At 70.3% G+C, this 17994-nt stretch carries 16 protein-coding genes and 4 pseudogenes; 14 read left to right on the top strand and 6 right to left on the bottom strand.

Annotated features, from left to right (window positions below; translation table 11 throughout):
- Positions 1 to 72: 72 nt before the first annotated feature.
- Genes ACZ4NB_RS09710 through ACZ4NB_RS09725 form a run of 4 tightly spaced genes read left to right on the top strand, consistent with a single transcriptional unit; the run spans position 73 to position 6730 of the window.
- Positions 73 to 2964, top strand: coding sequence for a SpoIIE family protein phosphatase (locus ACZ4NB_RS09710; protein ID WP_467659777.1), 2892 nt, complete (start codon positions 73 to 75; stop codon positions 2962 to 2964).
- A 45-nt stretch (positions 2965 to 3009) separates the two neighbouring features.
- Positions 3010 to 4545, top strand: coding sequence for a sugar ABC transporter ATP-binding protein (locus tag ACZ4NB_RS09715; RefSeq protein WP_467659779.1), 1536 nt, complete (start codon positions 3010 to 3012; stop codon positions 4543 to 4545).
- Positions 4546 to 4547: 2 nt separating this feature from the next.
- Positions 4548 to 5588, top strand: coding sequence for an ABC transporter permease (locus ACZ4NB_RS09720; RefSeq protein WP_467659781.1), 1041 nt, complete (start codon positions 4548 to 4550; stop codon positions 5586 to 5588).
- 5 nt (positions 5589 to 5593) lie between these two features.
- Positions 5594 to 6730 (top strand): substrate-binding domain-containing protein, encoded by a 1137-nt coding sequence (locus tag ACZ4NB_RS09725; RefSeq protein WP_467659830.1) that lies wholly within the window; start codon positions 5594 to 5596, stop codon positions 6728 to 6730.
- Between the two features lie 315 nt (positions 6731 to 7045).
- On the opposite strand, the gene ACZ4NB_RS09730 is transcribed toward ACZ4NB_RS09725, so the two are convergent.
- A complete protein-coding gene (locus tag ACZ4NB_RS09730) occupies positions 7046 to 7768 on the bottom strand; it encodes an alpha/beta fold hydrolase (protein ID WP_467659783.1) in 723 nt (240 codons plus the stop codon).
- Positions 7769 to 8264: 496 nt separating this feature from the next.
- The gene (locus tag ACZ4NB_RS09735) at positions 8265 to 8888 is read right to left on the bottom strand and encodes a DJ-1/PfpI family protein (protein ID WP_467659785.1); all 624 of its coding nucleotides are present in this window, start codon (positions 8886 to 8888) and stop codon (positions 8265 to 8267) included.
- Between the two features lie 90 nt (positions 8889 to 8978).
- On the opposite strand from ACZ4NB_RS09735, the gene ACZ4NB_RS09740 reads away from it, so the two are divergent.
- From ACZ4NB_RS09740 to ACZ4NB_RS09760, 5 genes and pseudogenes are all read left to right on the top strand, one after another.
- Positions 8979 to 10319, top strand: a complete 1341-nt coding sequence (locus ACZ4NB_RS09740; RefSeq protein WP_467659787.1) for an aminotransferase-like domain-containing protein — start codon at positions 8979 to 8981, stop codon at positions 10317 to 10319.
- 158 nt (positions 10320 to 10477) lie between these two features.
- Positions 10478 to 10933: pseudogene (locus tag ACZ4NB_RS09745) on the top strand (SDR family oxidoreductase); the annotation flags it as partial.
- A gap of 15 nt (positions 10934 to 10948) precedes the next feature.
- Positions 10949 to 11068: pseudogene (locus tag ACZ4NB_RS09750) on the top strand (LysR family transcriptional regulator); the annotation flags it as partial.
- Positions 11069 to 11239: 171 nt separating this feature from the next.
- Positions 11240 to 11686 carry a cupin domain-containing protein gene (locus tag ACZ4NB_RS09755; protein ID WP_467659789.1) on the top strand — a complete coding sequence of 149 codons (447 nt, stop codon included), beginning with the start codon at positions 11240 to 11242 and terminating at the stop codon, positions 11684 to 11686.
- Positions 11687 to 11867: 181 nt separating this feature from the next.
- Entirely contained in the window at positions 11868 to 12272 is a 405-nt protein-coding gene (locus ACZ4NB_RS09760; RefSeq protein WP_467659791.1) for a DUF3592 domain-containing protein, read from the top strand.
- A 4-nt stretch (positions 12273 to 12276) separates the two neighbouring features.
- Here the strand turns inward: ACZ4NB_RS09760 and ACZ4NB_RS09765 are convergent, their stop codons facing one another.
- A complete protein-coding gene (locus ACZ4NB_RS09765) occupies positions 12277 to 13332 on the bottom strand; it encodes a PP2C family protein-serine/threonine phosphatase (RefSeq protein WP_467659793.1) in 1056 nt (351 codons plus the stop codon).
- A 191-nt stretch (positions 13333 to 13523) separates the two neighbouring features.
- Positions 13524 to 13670: pseudogene (locus tag ACZ4NB_RS09770) on the bottom strand (winged helix-turn-helix transcriptional regulator); the annotation flags it as partial.
- Here ACZ4NB_RS09770 and ACZ4NB_RS09775 point away from each other — a divergent pair.
- The 5 genes and pseudogenes from ACZ4NB_RS09775 to ACZ4NB_RS09795 all read left to right on the top strand — a co-directional run.
- Positions 13668 to 13749, top strand: a pseudogene (locus ACZ4NB_RS09775) (RidA family protein); the annotation flags it as partial. The pseudogenes ACZ4NB_RS09770 and ACZ4NB_RS09775 sit on opposite strands and share 3 nt — an antisense overlap.
- A gap of 108 nt (positions 13750 to 13857) precedes the next feature.
- Complete coding sequence (locus ACZ4NB_RS09780) at positions 13858 to 14352, top strand: DUF1003 domain-containing protein (RefSeq protein ID WP_467659795.1); 495 nt, start codon at positions 13858 to 13860, stop codon at positions 14350 to 14352.
- 241 nt (positions 14353 to 14593) lie between these two features.
- Positions 14594 to 15049: a hypothetical protein gene (locus tag ACZ4NB_RS09785; protein ID WP_467659797.1), complete on the top strand. Its 456-nt coding sequence runs from the start codon at positions 14594 to 14596 to the stop codon at positions 15047 to 15049.
- A gap of 130 nt (positions 15050 to 15179) precedes the next feature.
- Positions 15180 to 15638 (top strand): hypothetical protein, encoded by a 459-nt coding sequence (locus tag ACZ4NB_RS09790; RefSeq protein ID WP_467659799.1) that lies wholly within the window; start codon positions 15180 to 15182, stop codon positions 15636 to 15638.
- 97 nt (positions 15639 to 15735) lie between these two features.
- Positions 15736 to 16548, top strand: a complete 813-nt coding sequence (locus ACZ4NB_RS09795) for a phytanoyl-CoA dioxygenase family protein (RefSeq protein ID WP_467659801.1) — start codon at positions 15736 to 15738, stop codon at positions 16546 to 16548.
- A 278-nt stretch (positions 16549 to 16826) separates the two neighbouring features.
- Here the strand turns inward: ACZ4NB_RS09795 and ACZ4NB_RS09800 are convergent, their stop codons facing one another.
- Complete coding sequence (locus ACZ4NB_RS09800; protein ID WP_467659803.1) at positions 16827 to 17294, bottom strand: ATP-binding protein; 468 nt, start codon at positions 17292 to 17294, stop codon at positions 16827 to 16829.
- A gap of 247 nt (positions 17295 to 17541) precedes the next feature.
- On the bottom strand, positions 17542 to 17994 hold a 453-nt coding region (locus ACZ4NB_RS09805), incomplete at its 5' end, for a carbohydrate ABC transporter permease (RefSeq protein ID WP_467659805.1).

A 17994-nucleotide genomic window follows, 5' to 3' on the forward strand; every position in this document is an offset into this window, starting at 1 on the left:
TGTGCAAAGTTCTACAATTGGATCAAACGGTACAGTTACTCCGACACACGGGCGGTCGTAAGGCACGTACGGATGTGGGAAGTGATCCGGATGGGGCTCATGGGAGACGGCATCGGCCCCGCCCACGCACGTGAGCAGTTTCTTCGCAGCGGATCGCCCGGGGGGAGTGTGCGCAGCGCGATCCTCAGTTCGTGGCAGCGATCCGTGTCGCTCGGGCTCTCGCCGGAAGGATGTGAGCTCCCCTACCTCCAGGATCTCGACCTGAACAACCGGCTGGTCCGCGCCGCGGAGCCGGTACTCGACCGGCTGGAGGCCAGGTTCGCGGGCCGGAACATGAACGTCTCGCTGGCCGATGCGCGCGGGGCGGTGCTGCAACGCCGTTTCGGCCAGGTCTCGCTGGTCAGGCGGCTGGCCGCGATCCAGAGCGTCCCGGGCTTCGTCTTCGCCGAGCAGTTCGGCGGGACCAATGGGATCGGTCTGGCGCTCGCGGAGCGCCAGCTGATCAACGTCTACGGCGCCGAGCACTTCGCCGAACGCTCCCAGTCCAGTGCCTGTACGGCGATCCCCGTCCGCGATCTGCTCAGTGGGCGTATCGAGGGCATCCTCTGCTTCGGCTTTCCGCTCGCCGATGCCGATGTGGGGCTGAACGCGGTGATCCGCAGCGCCGCCGGCGCCATCGAACGGCGGCTGCTGGAGGAGAGTTCGACGCGGGAGCGCGCCCTGCTGCAGGCGTACCTCGACGCCAGGCGCCGCTCGCCGGCCCTGGAGACGACGGACAACGGAGAGCTGTCCGAGAGCGGCCTGGACTGGCGGGACCAGATGATCCTGAAGGAGAAGGCCGCCGAACTGGTGGCCTCGGCCCAGCGTGCCGCCGTGGAGGTGGCGCTGCCCGGCGGTCGGCGGGTCACCCTGCTGAGCCGCCCGATGACCAGCCCCTCCGGGGTGGAGGGCGTGGTCATCGAGGCGATCCTCCCCTCCCAGCAGCACCTCGCCGTCCCCGCGGAAGCGGCCGTCGTCCCCTCCCCGATGGCGCAGGCCGCCGTCGGCGCGATGGCGCAGCCGGTCCTCGCCGCCTCCGGCGGGCCGCCCGGGCGCGGGCCCGCGGCCGTGGGCGAGAGCGCGGGTACGACGGTCCGCAGGCCCGCCGCGGCCGCCGCGCCCGGCACCTCCGGGGCTATGGTCGGCCGGGCCACCAGCGGGCTGGTGCTGGTCGGCGAGCCGGGGGTGGGGAAGTACGCCGTGGCCGCCCGGCGCCGCCTGGAGCTGCTGTCCGAGGCCAGCGCCCGTATCGGCACCACCCTGGACGTGGGCCACACCGCCCGGGAGCTCGCCGAGATGGCCGTCCCGCGCCTGGCCGACTTCGTCACCATCGACGTTCCCGAGGCGGTGCTGCGCGGCGAGGAGCCCACCGGACCGTACAGCGAGCTCTTCCGCACGGTCGTCCACGGCTACCGCGAGGACTGCCCCTTCTACCCTGCCGGCCGGCGGGTCCGCCTCCGCCCGACCACGCCCCAGCTCCGCTGTATGGCCGGCGGGCAGCCCCTGCTCGAACCCGACCTGAGGACCGCCGCGGGCTGGATAGCCCAGGATCCCTGGCACGCCCAGCGGCTCCTCGACCACAACGTCCACTCGCTGATCGCGGTCCCCCTCGTCGCCCGCGGTATCGCGCTGGGCGTGGCGAGCTTCTACCGCTCGCGGGACCCCGCCCCCTTCGGGGACGACGACCGTTCGCTGGCCCAGGAACTCGCCACCCGGGCGGCCATCTGCATCGACAACGCCCGCCGGTACACCCGCGAGCACACCATGGTCCTGGCTCTGCAGCGCAGTCTGCTGCCGCGCAGCTTCCCCGAGCAGAGCGCCGTGGAGATCGCCCACCGCTATCTTCCCGCCGAGTCGGGCGTCGGCGGCGACTGGTTCGACGTCGTACCGCTCTCCAGCACCCGGGTGGCTCTGGTCGTCGGGGACGTCGTCGGCCACGGGCTGCACGCCGCCGCGACGATGGGCCGGCTGCGCACCGCCGCGCGCAACTTCGCCGAACTGGACCTCGCCCCCGATGAAGTCCTCACCCACCTCGACAATCTCGTGGGCCGCCTCGACCGGGACGAGGGCAGCGAGGAGCCGTCCTCCGACAGCAGCGGCATGATCGGCGCGACCTGCCTGTACGCCATCTACGACCCCACCTCGCAGCAGTGTGTAATGGCCCGGGCCGGCCACCCGCCCCCCGGAGTGGTCGCTCCCGACGGCACCGTCGCCTTCGCCGACCTCCCCGCCGGCCCCCCTCTGGGCCTGGGCGGCCTGCCCTTCGAAACCGCCGAGTTCCACCTCCCCGAAGGCAGTCAGCTCGTCCTCTACACGGACGGGCTGGTCGGGGGCCGCCGACGCGATGTGGACACCGTCCTCGGCCAGCTGCGCGAAGCCCTGGCGTCCCCCAACCGCCCACCTGAGGAGACCTGCGAGGCGGTGCTGCGGGCCGTGATGCCCGACCACCCCGCCGACGACGTGGCGCTGCTCGTCGCCCGCACCCATGCCCTGGACCCCCACCGGATCGCCACCTGGGGCCTGACCTCCGATCCGGCGCTGGTCTCCGGCATCCGCGCCGCGGTCGCCCGGCAACTGACCGAATGGGGGCTGGAGGAAATCGCCTTCCCCACCGAACTCCTGCTCAGCGAGCTGGTCACCAACGCCATCCGCTACGGGACCGACCCCATCCAGGTGCGTCTGCTCTACGACCGCACGCTGATCTGCGAGGTCTCCGACACCAGCAGCACCGCCCCGCATCTGCGCCACGCGGCCACCACCGACGAGGGCGGCCGCGGGCTGTTCCTGGTCGCCCAGCTCGCCCAGTCCTGGGGCACCCGCTACATCGCGGACGGCAAGGTCATCTGGGCCGAGTTCGCGCTGGAGGTGCCCGGCGGGGTGCACGGCACCGTCGAGAGCTTCTTCGACGACATCCCCGCTCTCTGACGGCCCGTCCGGCAAAGAACCCAAAAGTGGCCTTAGCATGCGAAAATGCACCCGCCCGCCGCCTTCGACAGCGCCCCTCCCCCGCGTCGTGGCACCGCACCCGTGGTCCGCGTACGCGGTCTGAGCAAGCGGTTCGGCGGCACGCTCGCCCTGGACGCGGTCGACCTCGACGTGCACTCCGGCAGCATCCTCGCCCTGCTCGGCCCCAACGGCGCCGGAAAGTCCACCCTCATCAAGGTGCTGGCGGGCGTCCACCACGCGGACGAGGGCGAGGTGACGGTCGCCGGGCACCCGCTGGGCAGCGAAGCGGCCACCCGCACCATGTCGTTCATCCACCAGGACCTGGGGCTGGTCGAGTGGATGACGGTCGCCGAGAACATCGCCCTGGGCACCGGCTACGCACGCCGTGCCGGGCTGCTGTCCTGGCGGCTGACCCGCAGACGGTGCACCCAGGCCCTGGGGATCGTCGCCGCGCACCTCGACCCCCGCACGCCCGTCGCCGGCCTGCCCAGGGCCGAACGCTCCCTGGTGGCCATCGCCCGCGCACTGGCGACCCAGGCCGAACTCATCGTCCTCGACGAGCCGACCGCCAGCCTCCCCGCCGCGGACTGCGCCCGGCTCTTCGACGTACTGCACACCCTGCGCGACCAGGGCCACGCCCTCGTCTACGTCACCCACCGGCTGGACGAGGTGTACAAGGTCGCCGACGCCTTCGCCGTGCTCCGCGACGGCCGCCTCATCAGCCACGGCCCGCTCGCCGGCCACCGACCCGCCCGGCTGGTGCGCGACATCGTGGGCCGCGAGCCGGACGGCTACCGCATCGCCCCGGTCACCGGCCCCGTCGTACTGAGCCTCGACCGGGTACGGACCGCGCACACGGCACCGGTCAGCCTCGCACTGCGCACCGGCGAGATCCTCGGCATGGTCGGCCTCACCGGCGCCGGGCACATGGAGCTGGGCCGCGCCCTCGCCGGGGCCCGGCGGATCCTCGACGGACGGGCCGTGCTCGACGGGCGGCCGTACGCACCGCGTTCGCCGGCGGCGGCGGTCGGGTCCGGCGTGGGCCTGGTCACCAGCAACCGTCAGGAGGAGGGCTGCGCCGCCGAACTGACGGTACGGGAGAACTTCCTGGCGAACCCTCGGGCCGACGGCCTGCCGGCGCTGCGCTGGATCGGCCCCCGGCGCGAGCGGGCCAAGGCCACCGCCCTGGTCGACCGGTTCTCGGTGCGTCCCCGGGACACCGAGGCGCCGATCTCCACACTGTCCGGGGGCAATCAGCAGAAGGTCATGATCGGCCGGTGGCTGAGGCTGCGCCGAAGGCTGCTGATCCTGGAGGAGCCGACCGCCGGGGTCGACATCGGCGCCAAGGCGGAGATCTACCGCCTGCTCCAGGACGCGCTGGCCGAGGGCCTCGCCGTGCTGCTCATCTCCACCGATTTCGAGGAGGTCGCCCACGTGTGCCACCGGGCCCTGGTGTTCGTCCGCGGAGCGGTGACGGCGGAGCTGAGCGGCACCGCCCTGACGGTCACCGGACTCGCCCGCGCCTCCTCGGCCATGTCCCCGCTGACCGGGACGGCGTGACGATGGCCGCCTCCCCCCGCCTCCCGCTGGGCCGCCGGTTCGGGCACCTCCTGGGCGCCTACGGCCTCCTGGCCCTCACCGCCCTGCTGTTCCTGGCCTTCTCCCTCGCCCTGCCGGACACCTTCCCCACCCTGGACAACATCTCCGCGGTGCTGTCGAACCAGTCGATCCCCGCCATCCTGGCGCTGGGCGCGATGGTCCCCATCGTCACCGCCAAGTTCGACCTGTCCCTCGGCTACGGCCTCGGCCTCACCCACGTCATGACGATGCAGCTGATCGTCAACGAGGCGTGGTCCTGGCCGGCCGCCTGCCTCGTGGTGGTGCTCGGCGGGGCGGTGGTCGGCGTCTTCAACGGGGTCGTCGTGGAATTCGCGAGGATCAACTCCTTCATCGCCACCCTGGGCACCGGCAGCATCCTGTACGCCTTCACCGGCTGGATCACCAACGGGGCCCGGATCGTCCCCGGCCCGCACGGTCTGCCGGCCGCCTTCACCGATCTGTACGACTCCAGGTTCCTCGGCCTGCCGGTGCCCGCCTTCTACGTCCTGGCCCTGACCGCCGTGCTGTGGGTGCTGCTGGAACGGCTGCCGCTCGGCCGGTATCTGTACGTCATCGGCTCCAACCCGCGCGCCGCCGATCTGCTGGGCATCCCCTCCCGCCGCTATGTCGTCTACGCCTTCGCCGGATCCGGGCTGATCGTCGGCGTCGCCGGCGTGCTGCTCGCCGCGCAGCAGCGCATCGGCAACCCCAGCGTCGGCCTGGACTATCTGCTGCCTGCCTTCGTCGGCGCGCTGCTCGGCTCCACCGCGATCACACCCGGCCGCCCGAACGCCCTGGGCACCCTGGTCGCCGTCACCATCCTCGCCATCGGCCTCGCCGGCATCGGCCAGCTCGGCGCCCAGTTCTGGGTCACCCCGCTGTTCAACGGCGCCACCCTGCTCCTGGCCGTCGGTATGGCCGGTTACGCCGCGCGGCGGCAGCTGCGGCAACGACGGACCGAACCCCCTCGCACGCGCCACGACGTACCCGAGGTCACCTCGTGACCGCCGTGCGCGGCGCCGTCGCACTGGCGGTGGTGGCGGCCACCGCCCTCGTCGGCTGCGTCGGCTGCGAACGCGGCGCGTCGCGCGGCGGCCCCGTCGCGCCGCGCCCGACCACGCCGGGCTGTCCCAGCGCCCTGGCCGGGGCCAAGAAGGCCGTTGCGCAGGCCGAGCGGACCGGCCGCGCGGGAAGCGGCCCCGACGGCGGCCCCAGGGCGTTATCAGGCAAGAAGATCATCTATGTCGCGCAGACCATGAACAACCCGGGCGTCGCGGGCGCCGCCGAGGGCGTGGAGGAGGCTTCGAAGGCCATCGGCTGGGACGTCAGGGTGATCGACGGCCAGGGCACGCCCGCCGGGATCCAGGCGGCGTTCAGCCAGGCCATCGCGCTGAAGCCGTCCGGCATCGTCATCGGCGGCTTCGACCCGCATCTGACGTCGCAGCAGGTCGCGAAGGCCACCGCGGAACACATCCCGCTCGTCGGCTGGCACGCGGTCGACTCCCCCGGCCCGAGCAAGGACCCCGAACTCTTCAGCAACGTCACCACCAGGGTCGGCGATGTCGCGAGGATCAGCGCCGACTGGATCATCGCGCACTCCCACGGCAACGCCGGAGTCGTCGTGTTCACCGACGCCTCGATCCCGTTCGCCAGGAACAAGTCCGAGCTGATCAAGAAGGAACTCGCCACCTGCCCCGGCATGCGCATCCTGTCCGAGGAGAACATCCCGATCTCGGACACCAGCAGCCGAACCCCCCAGGAGGTCTCCTCCCTCCTCTCCCGCTTCGGCGACACCTGGACACACTCCGTAGCCATCAACGACGTCTACTTCGCCGACGCCGCCCCGGCCCTCCGCGCAGCCCGCAAAAAGGGCGCCGGCGCGCCCTTCAACATCGGCGCGGGCGACGGCGACCCCTCCGCCTTCCAGCGCATCAACAGCCGCCAATTCCAGGCCGCCACCGTCCCCGAACCCTTCGCCCAACAGGGCTGGCAGATCCTCGACGAATTCAACCGCGCCTTCTCCGGCACACCCGCCAGCGGATACGTCGCCCCCGTACACATCGCCACCGCCGCCAACAGCCGCGGCGCGACGACCTGGGACCCGCCCGGCTACCGCACGGCGTATCTGAAGATCTGGGGCAGGTAGGCATGAACCCTGGACGACGGACCACGCCAGGCCCGCGGCGAGAGATGCGTCAACCGGCAAGAGATGCGTCAACCGCCTTCGACGTGCGGCCTGCGGTGGTCGGCCGCGCGGGGCGAGTGGGAGCCGCAACTGCGCAACAGGGGCCCGTTGCGGTATGCCCTGTCCGCCGCGAGGCTGTCCGGCTTGGTGCGGGGCCTGCCCGGCCCGGTCCGCGGCACTCAGATCACCCCGCCCCATGCCCGGAACAACGCCCCGGGCCCAAGGCAGCCACATGATCGACCGGACAAGTCCTGGCCGGGACGGGGCGAATCACCGTCACGGGGCGGGGAGGGTGGAGGTGGCGATCCGGCCCAGGAGAGTGGCAAGTTGCCGGGGCATGGAGAGGAACGGCGAGTGGCTGCTCGGCAGCCGGTGGACGGAATCGGCGCGCGTGGCGAGCTCGCGTTGCCGGGACGGTTCGAGTGCCTGGTCGCGGTCGCAGACGACGTAGCTGGAGGGCACGGTGCGCCATCCTGCCGTGGTCACCTTCTCCGTGAAGGACCGTACGCTCTGCGGGCGCAGCCGGGCCACGGCATGGGCGGCATCGGCCTCGGGCACGTCGTCGAAGAGTATGCGCCGGGCGTGCTCGTACGGCGGGGCGTGGTCCGTGCCGTCGTCGTCCGGCGCGGGCTTTCCGAGGTACGTGAAGACGCTGTCGCCCACGTCCAGTTGGAAGGCGGCGAGGTACACCGCCTGTACCACGTTCGGGGCATCCGCGATGGCCTCCGTGGTGGGGACGCCGCCGTAGGAGTGGGCGACCACCACCACCGGGCCGTCGATGCGCCGGAGGCTCTCCCGGATGGCATCCGCGTCGTCCAGCATGCCCACCGGCCGGGCGCCTTCGGGCCGGTCGTCCGGGGGGTTGGCGCTGGGCAGGTCGACGGCGTGGGACCGCCAACCGTCGGCATCGAGCGCGGCGCGTACGGAGTCCCAGCACCAGGCTCCGTGCCAGCCTCCGTGGACCAGCAGGAAGGTCGGTCGGCCGATGTCAACGTTCATGTGCGGTACCTCCGTTGTCCGAGCTGCGGATGGCGCGAGACCGTGGCGCGAAGCGGGCCGCCCCGCCCATGAGTCGCGGGCCGAGTGGCCGCACTCAGGACTCCCGACGATACTGCGTGGCCCCTGCAATCGGCGGCCGGATCGCGCGTCCGGGGCAGCCGGCTCGTCAGCGTGATCGACCGGACCGGTCCTGGGCAACCGCCAGTCCCTGTTTGACGTGCTTGCGCAGGTCCGGGCGGGAGACGAAACCTCCTGAGAGGTCATGCGGGGTGTGCTCCGATCACCATGCCGTCGTCGACCGCTTCCGCGTCCTGACGGCTACGTTGTTCCTCCCCTGATGGCCTCGCCCCTCCGCCGCCTGAGCCTGAATCAGGCAGTGGACTTCCGCGCATCCCCCATCGTGTCCAGTCTGCTCATGCGCCTCAGCCGGCTCTCCTTCCGCCTGCTGGCCACCGTCGTGACCGCGCTCCGTTCTTCGCCGAAGGAGCCACCGTTGTCAGACGAGCGCCGGTGTGGGAGCGGGCAGGTAGGGGGTGATGTTTCGCCACGCGCGCTCGACGTATTCCTCCTTCTCGCCGACCGGGGCGACATAGTGCAGTGCGCCTTCGGCGGCGTCGTCGCCCTCAAGGCGGGCGATGATCCAGGCGGCGAGGTAGTGGGAGGCGAGGCAGCCGCCGGCGGTGGCGATGTTGCCCTCGGCGTAGAAGGGCTGGTTGAGCACCTCGACGCCGGCGGCGATGACCCAGGGCTTGGTGGTCAGGTCGGTGCAGGCGGGGACGCCGTTGAGCAGGCCGAGCTTGGCCAACACGAGCGCGCCGGAACACTGCGCGGCGATGAGTTGGCGCGAGGGATCCAGGCCGCGCAGGATGTTCATGATCGCCTGGTCTTCGACGACCTCGCGCGTGGCGATGCCACTGCCGACGATGACAGCGTCAGCGGTGCACGCCTCCTCAAGAGTGGCCATCTGCTCGACGACCACCCCGTTCATCGACGTCACCCTGGGGCTGGGGGTGGCGATGGTGACGCGCCAGTCGTCGGTCTTGATGCGGTTGAGCACACCGAGCGCGATCAGGGAGTCGAGCTCGTTGTAGCCCTCGAAGGTGAGGATGGCGATGTGCACGGCGGCCGCCCTTCCGGATGTGAGTGGGCCTTGACGGTAAGGACCTGCGAACAGGACAGTCAAAGAATTGTCATGGATACAATTCGGCGCATGGCAGCCTCGCGGTACAAAATCCTGGTCGACGCGCTCGCATCCGACATCCGGACAGGCCGGCTCGCCGCAGGTGTGCGGCTGCCGACACACCGCGGGCTCGCCGCACGCGAGGGCATCGCCGTGGTGACCGCGACCCGGGTGTACGCCGAGCTGGAAGCGATGGGCTTGGTGAGCCGGGAGCAGGGCCGCGGCACGTTCGTCCGTGACATCGCGGTTCCCGCCGGTCACGGCATCGATCAGCAAGTCGTCGCCACGGATGCGGTCGACCTCAACTTCAACTATCCGGCGCTGCCCGGCCAAGCCGATCTCCTACGGCAGGCTCTGCGAGAGGTCGCCACCTCCGGCGAACTCGACTCGCTGCTGCGCTACCAACCACATCGAGGGCGTTCCCAGGACAGAGCCTCGATCGCACGGCACCTGAGGCGTCGGGGAATCACTCCTGACGCGGATCAGATCCTCATCGTCAACGGTGCGCAGCACGGCCTGGCCATCACCGTCATGGCCGCGCTCAACGCCGGCGACGTCGTCGCGGTCGACGCACTCACCTACCCGGGTTTCAAGGTGCTCGCGCATGCCTTTCATCTCCACATCGAGCCCATCCCCACAACGGCCGACGGGCCCGATCTCGATGCCTTCGAGAAGCTGTGCGCGACCCGCCCGGTGCGCGCGATCTACACCATGCCCACCTTGCACAACCCTCTGGGCTGGGTCATGCCGGCAACTGACCGCACCCGTCTGATCGAGATCGCTCGGCAGTACGGTCCGCTCATCATCGAAGACGCCGCATACGCCTACCTGGTCGAGGACGCTCCACCACCTCTGGCTGCAAGCGCACCGGACATCACCGTCTACGTATCGGCACTGTCCAAGAGCGTCGCCACCGGCCTCCGGGTCGGCTTCGTCGTCGCCCCGCCGTCCAGGGTGCCGTCGCTCGAACGCGCGATTCGGGCGACCACCTGGAACACCCCAGCCCTCACCACCGCGATCGCCTGCCACTGGCTCGACGACGGCACGGTGGACCACTTGGAGGCGCAGAAACGGGACGACGCCAAGGCCCGCCAAGCAGTCGCCAGACAAGAACTGGCAGGGCTGCCGCTGATCAGCCACCCTTCGTCCTACTTCACATGGCTGACGCTGCCCGACGACGCACGCGCCGATCGTCTGACCGCCACCCTCGCGCGTCAGCACAACATCTCGGTGAGCACAGCGGAGCCCTTCACCACCTCGAAGCACACACCACAGGCGCTCCGCCTCGCTCTCGGCTCGACCGATCTGGACAGCCTCCAGTCGACGCTGCGCACAGTGCGACGAGTCGTCATCGAGGACGCGTACGCCTGAACTCCCCGCAACCAGCCGACTCCGGGGCTGCGGATGCCCGGCCGACAGCGGCCCGCAGCGCCACCGGGATGCCCAGGAGCGCATGGCCCGCGTGCGCCGCGCACCGCCCCGTCGCAATCTGGACGCATGACGTATCGGTGCGCGACGAAAGGTGGCCTATGAAGATCGCAGTCATCGGTGGTACCGGCCTGATCGGGTCCCGGGTCGTGAAAAAGCTGAACGCGGCCGGGCACGAGGCCGTGCCGCACTCGCAGTCCACAGGTGTCGACGTGATCACAGGGCAGGGTCTGGCGGAGGCGGTGGCCGGCGCCGACGTCGTCGTCAACCTGACGAATTCCCCGACCTTCGACGACGCCTCACCGGCCTTCTTCCAGACCTCGATGGACAACCTGCTGGCCGCCGCCCAGAAGGGTGGAGTGGGCCACGTCGTCATCCTCTCGATCGTCGGCGCGGACCAGGTAACCGACCTCGACTACTACCGGGCCAAGGTCCTGCAGGAAGACATCCTCAAGGCCGGACCGATCCCCTACTCGATCGTCCACGCCACCCAGTTCATGGAGTTCATGGACGCGATCCTGTCGTGGACCACCGAGGGCGACACCGTCCGCCTGCCCACCACCCCGCTCCAGCTGATCGCCGCCCAGGACGTCTCCGACGCGGTCGCCGAAGTCGCTGCCGGGACCCCTTTGAACGGCGCCCTCGACATCGCCGGGCCCGACGTCCTCCCCCTCGACGAACTCGGCCGGATCACCCTCGATGCCCGTCCGGACGGCCGCAGGGTCGTCACCGACGACTCCGCCGGCATGTTCGCCGCCGTTCAGGGCGACGCTCTGATCGCCAAGGGCGACGCCCGTATCGCCCCCACCCACTACAGCGACTGGCTCTCCTGAACCAGCCGGCCCGCCACTGGAGGCCGCACCATGTCGAACGACGAGCCGGCAGCGAACAGCGCTGAGAGCCAACCCCGCTCGGAATCCTGGAAGACGGCGCTCACCGTGCTGCAGTCGGTGAAGCCGCCGTCCGTTCCGAAGGGGGCGGAGGCGATGACCGTCCTCATCGAGTTCCCTCCCGGCGACCCCGGCACCCCGCCGCACCGGCACTCGGGACCCGCTTTCGGCTACATGCTGGAGGGCGAGATGCTCTTCGAGCTGGAAGGCGAGCCCGAACGGGTGATCAAGGCCGGGGAGACGTTCTGGGAGCCGGGCGGCGATGTCATCCACTACCAGGACGGGAACAACCGGTCGGACTCCTGGAGCCGCTTCCTCGTCACCATGCTGTGTGCGCCGGGTCAGCCCATGCTCACCCTGGTCGACGACGAAGAGCTGGCCCGGCGTGCACACCTGCGAGCTCCCCGCCCAGGCACCTGATCCCCCGCTCATCCGGATCCGAATGCCGGAAGCGCCCCGGACCATGACCGGTTCGGGGCGTTTCGGCATCTCGCACCGCCGGTCGGGGCGTCCGGTTCCGCAACCGGTCTCGGGGGTGCTGCGTCCCCCCTCCGTGTGCGAGGGCTCGGAGTGCCGGACGAAGCCGAAAGGGCAGTCGATCGTGAGCAATGCGTGGGGTGTGGTGGTGTGCGGTGCCGTTGCCCTGCTGCTGGTCGGCTTCGCGGTGCGGGAGATGGTCGTGGTGCGGCGGCTGAAGCGGGCCGGTGTTCGCGCCCCGGGTGTCGTGGTCGACAACACGCGGGACGACTACGCCGACGGCCACAACTGGGTGCCGGTCATCGCCTTCGTCGACCAGCAGGGACACCGCGTGGAGTTCTCGCCCCAGATGCGCGGGACCGGGATGAACCTGGCGAGGGGGCGTGAGGTTCAGGTGGTGTACGAGGACGGGAAACCCCGGACGGCACGGGTGCTCATGTGGAAGCACATGACAGGGCCGGCGGTGTACCTGCTGCTGTCCGGAGTGGCCTTCGCCGGCGCCGGCGTACTGCTCGCCCTGAAGGACTGACCGATCACATGGGGAGGCGCTCGATGGCGATCATGGCGGCGTCGTCGTCCAGCCGTCCGCCGACGTGGTCGAGGAGATCACGCCGGAGGCGGTGCAGGAGGGGGTCGGGATGACGCTCGGGCCAGGCGTGGATCCGCCTGGCGAGCGGATAGAAAGCGCCCTTGGCATTGCGGGCCTCGATGACGCCGTCGGTGTAGAGCAGCAGCAGGTCTCCGACGCCGAAGGTGAACGTGTCGACGTGGTAGCGCGCGTGCCCCAGGTCGCCGAGGCCCAGCGGTGGCGCGGGCTGGTAGGCGTCGATCTTCGAGACGTGGCCGTCTCGCACCACGATCGGCGGTGGATGCCCACAGTCGATCATGTTCACCTCGCTGCCCTCGTCGGGGATGTCGAGGATCGCGGCGGTGATGAAGGTCTCTCCGGCCTGCTCCTTCTCGCCCGGCTCGGTGAGGTTCCAGCAGACGCTGCCGTCGAGGAAGGCCGCCAGTTCGGGGAGGGTCGCCTGGCGGTGAGCCGCGGCGCGGAACGCGCCGAGCAGCAGGGCGGCGTCACCGACGGAGGTCATGCCCTTGCCGCGCACGTCACCGACGAGCAGCCGGGTCCCGGAATCGGTGCGCACGGCCGCATACAGATCGCCACCGATCTTGGCCTCGGCCTCGGCGGCGAGATAGAGGGAGGCGACGCGCAGCGGTCCGACGTGCTTGGGCAGCGGCCGCAGCACGACCCGTTGGGCGGTCTCCGACACGTACCGGACCTGGTTCAGCTCTCTGGCGCGGCGCTCTCGCAGTACGGAGTAGATCACGACGCTCAGTCCGACGATGAGGAGCGCGGCGATCTGCGCCCAGTGGTTCGCCGAGATCAGCTCGTCGCGGTCGCGCAGCAGCGCGACGAGCACCTGGGCCGTAACGGCGACCGCGGCGACGAATCCGGTCAGCCAGGGGCCGCCGAAGGCGACGGTGATCGCGGGGGCGGCGACCAGCAGCGGACCGAGGTGGATGTTCGGCGGCGCAAGGCTGTCGGCGACGACGACGGCCACTATCCACGCGAGCGGGACGGCCACCATCGCATCACGCGCACGCAGTGACCGGCGGAGATCAACGATGCGCCGCCCGAGGTACATACCTCCTCTTTACACCTGACACGGCCCCGTAGCACAGCGGAGGCCGTTGCGACCCCGCCCCGCCGGGTCGGCGCCTTGGCCGTGGGCCTTGGGCGGCGATGACACAGAGTGAGGGCGGGCCGCTCCCCGGGGCATCAGGCGTCGAAGCGGTGGCGTGCGCTCTCGATGTGACCGAGGTAGCGGTGGGTCCAGTCGCACATCGCGTCGACCGTCGCTCGCAGGGCTCGGCCCGGCTCGGTGAGGGTGTACTCGACCCGCGGCGGCACGGTGGGGTGCACCTCCATGTCGTCGACTGGACGCCCGACAAGATGTCCTTGCTCCTGGAGGGGATCTCCCGGGCGGCCGCGAAGCTGGGGGCCGCGAGCAGGGCGTGGGCGGTGATCGCGGGGCCGTCCGCGCCACGGCTCCGACAACGCGCCGAGGGCTCTCGTTCTTCGGCAATGTCCGCGGCGCGGGCAGGATGGCGCCATGACTTCCCGTTCCGGTGGGCCGGCGGACGGTTCCTGGCCGCATCCGATCACCCATCTGCCGCATGAGCAGGAGCTCTTCGCCCGCGGGCGCGGCGTCCAGGATCACCTCGCGGATGCGATCACGGCATTCGCCGGCTCCATGGCCTTCGTGTATGTGCACATGCTGTGGTTCGCCGGGTGGATCGCGGCGAACGAGGGCCTGTTCGGGCAAGCCGCGATCTTCGATCCGTTTCCCTTCGGACTCCTCACCATGATCGTCAGCCTGGAGGCGATCTTCCTGTCGACGTTCGTCATGGTGAGCCAGAACCGTCAAGCAGCGCGGGACGCGATCCGCTCCGACCTGAACTTCGAGGCCAGCGTTCGTTCGGCGGTCTGGTCGACGAATCTCGGGCGCGCCCTGGGGCTGGATCCGCACGACATCGAACAGCAAGCGCAGGAGCTCATGGCGAAGAGCCGGGCTCGGATGAAGGACGACGTAGGGCGTGGGGCCTGAGCGGCCGACGCCGACCAAGCCGGCTCACGGCCACCACCGGGCCCGTTCCCGCCCCGCACCACCCTCAACATGCCACCGACCACTCAGGCGGTCTGCGGCACCTGGAGCGCTCCAGCCCCCGGTAACCGAGGGCTGGTCGAACCGGATCGTCGTCGAGCGGGGTCCCACGCGGCGGACGGCGCGCGACGTGCGGCATGCTGCGGGGTAAGCGCTGTCCGCTCCGTCGTACAGGATGGTCTCCATGCGTGGTCACTTCGAACTCCCCGAGCCCCGCCCGGTCTTGGCGGGCGACTACCCGCTGTGGGACGAGGCTCTGGCCCTTGTCAACCGGGACCTCGCGGCGACCTTGCCCGCCCAAGAACCTCTGCGACTGGTCGGCCTTCCCTCGTACGACGAGGGCGTGGCCGAGCATGTCTACGTGGCCCTGGCCAACGGCGAGTGGCACGGCAACGTCCTGGATCCGGACTCGGCGGAATCTCCCGACCTCGCGCTGGCGGCCGTCACCGATGCCGCACAGGAGACCGTCGCCGAGTGTCTCTGGCAGACCTGGCCGGTGTGCGACGAGCACGACCTCGGCATGCATCCGCGCGAGACGGGCGAACGGCTCTCCTGGTGGTGTGCGGGCAGGAGCGTCCGGCGCGCACAGGCTCATATACGGGCGGCCGTGGGCGACCTCGCCGGTCTCGTCCGCCCGTAACCGGCCCCACCGCCATCGGCGTGACGGCGGATCGTCTGCTTCGGCCTCGGTCGTCCGGCCGTGACCGACCGGCCCGCTGGGCGATCGAGCACCTGGACCGCCGATAATGATCGGAGAAACGAGGTGCTCCATGACCGTCTTCCGGTGTCGCGGCTGCCACCGCGTGGTGACCCGGCCACTCACCGAGCGATCCTTGCCGGATCCGAACGCGGAGGAAGGGTGGTTCCGGCCCGAGGCATCGCCGACGGACGCGAACGGCCATACCAGCGATCCCATCGTGCGGATGACTCCGGGGGAATTTGCCCTTGATCCCGAGCCGTCCGGTCCTCCCTACGTACTGGATACCGCCTCCGGCCTGCTGGTGGAGTCCGGTCCGAGAGGCACCATCGTGCTCAATTCCGAAGACGGCCTCGGCCTGGAGGGGCATCCGGACACCGCGATGCGCCGCGGGTACTGCTGCGGAATGGACGGTGAATGGGGGCCGAATCTCGTCTGCGCGTGCGGGGCGATCGTGGCCACCATCTACTCGGATTGCTATCAGGTCCAGGAACTGCGGCTCCAGCCGGACGCTGTCGAGCGCCAGGACTGATCGTCGGGTGACCGGGCCCCTTGCGCGGTGCGCACCCGACAAAGGCGGTGCGGAGAATGTCGGGTGATCGGGATCGGTGTCGCCGCACGATGGGGGCATGGACGACACGACCTTGGTATCCCGATTCCTCCGCGACGGCTACGTGAAGCTGGAGGGCGCCGTCGCACCGCGCGTGGCCGCGGACTGCGCGCGGCTGCTGTGGCGAGAGACGGGCTGCGACCCGGACGATCCGGCGACCTGGACGCAGCCGGTGCACTGGGTGGCCGGTATGGCGCAGGGGCCGTTCGCCGCCGCACCCAACTCTCCGTCCCTGCAACGCGCGTACGACCTGCTGGTCGGCGAGGGACGCTGGGAGCCGCGCTACTCGCTGGGCACGTTCCCGCTGCGCTTCCCGCACGAGGAGGAGCCGGACGACGCGGGCTGGCACATCGAGGGGAGCTATCTGCCGGAGGGCGAGAGCTGGTACTTCACCAATCTGCGCTCCCGGGGCCGGGCGCTGCTGATGCTGTTCCTGTTCAGCGAGGTCGGTGCGGAGGACGCCCCGACCCGGATCCGGGTCGGCTCACACCTCGACGTGCCGAAGGTGCTGGAGAAGTACGGGGAGGACGGGGCGAGCAGGCTGACCCTCGCGCCCGATCTGGTGGCGGCGTCCGACCATCGGCCACTCGCCCTCGCCACCGGGTCCCCGGGGGACGTCTTCCTGTGCCATCCGTTCCTGGTGCACTCCGCGCAACCGCACCACGGGGTGCGGCCGCGTTTCATGGCCCAGCCGCCGCTGATGCCGGCCGCGCCGTACGAACTGGAGCGGGCCGACGGCGCGTACTCACCCGTGGAGATCGCGATCCTTCGGGGCCTGGGGCAGCACGCCCCCGGTCCGGACGGGGACGACACCGACCGACAGGCCGGGTAGACATACGCCCGTGAGGTCGGCCACGGTCGACGTGACGGTCTCGGCACCGCCGTCGCGGTAGGCGCGGGCGACTCCGATCAGGGCATCGACGTAGAACTCCGACACCCCGCGACTCGGCATTGCCGTGCGCGCTTCGCCGTCCGAAAGGCCCACGTAGCGCACCGGCACGGGCGTCCTTCCAGCCGACGGCGGCGAATGTGCCGCGAAGCCAGAACGGTCGACGGAGGCGAGGGGGCTCGGGGCTGCGCGGGGCGGCTGCGGAGGCGGGAGGATTCGGGTCAGCCCTGGAGGGCGTCGGGCGCCCGCCGGAGCGTCGCCCGGACCCACTTGCCGCCGGCGGGATCCGGTCCGCACGTCCAGGACTCGGCGAGTGCGGCGATGATCGTCATCCCGCGGCCGCAGTCCTCCTCACGTCCGGCCGCACGCTGGACGGGCAGGATCACCGAGCCGTCGTGCACCTCGATGTGCAGCACATCGGACGCCAGCGCCAGCCTGAGGGTGATCGAGGAATCCGGCCCCCGCTCGCGCCCGTATTCGGCCGGCAGCCGGGCGCCGTGCCGAATGGCGTTCGTGGCCAGCTCGCAGACGATCAGTACGGCGGCTTCGATGAATTCTTCGCCCTCGCCGCGCAGTCGCAGGAATTCCGCGGTGAAGGCGCGCGCCTGCCGGGCGGAGGACAGGACTGCCGGCAACGCGCACGAGGCAGAGGTCGCTTCGACATCACGGGGGATGGCGAATTCAGCCACAACAGTCATTTTCCTTGACCCTTCAAACAGGCAAGCGTGCGATCAACTCGGCCGCATCGGCGGTTTGCTCATGTGAGCAATAACAGCTCATATATGCAATTTCCCTTCCATTAAAGATCCGTGAAATGCGGTGTCAATAGCCTGCGGTGGCATTTTGAAAGATGAGCTGTTTCCGCTCAGACGAGCGATATTGCCGCGCCAGGCGGGACGGTGCGCGCTGGCGCGAGGGCGGCCGGTGAACCGGACGTCATTTCACGGCTCCGAGGGAGAGGCCCTGGACGAGTTTGTCCTGGGCGGCGAATCCGGCGAGGAGTACGGGGAGGGAGATGACGGTGGCGGCGGCGCAGACCTTGGCCAGGAAGAGGCCCTGGCTGGTGACGAAGCCGGTGAGGAAGACCGGTGCGGTGCCGGCGACGGTGCCGGTCAGGACCCGGGCGAAGAGCAGTTCGTTCCAGCTGAAGATGAAGGAGATCAGGGCGGTGGCGGCGATGCCGGGCATGGCGACGGGGGCGACGATGCGCAGGAGGGTGGTGTGCAGTCCGGCGCCGTCGATGGCTGCGGCTTCGAGCATTTCGACGGGTACCTCGGACAGGAAGGAGCGCATCATCCAGACGGCGATCGGCAGGTTCATGGAGGTGTAGAGGATGACCAGCAGCCAGATGTTGTCGAGGAGGCCGGTGTTCTGGGCGACGAGGTAGAT

Source organism: Streptomyces sp. NPDC026575, assembly GCF_055567415.1.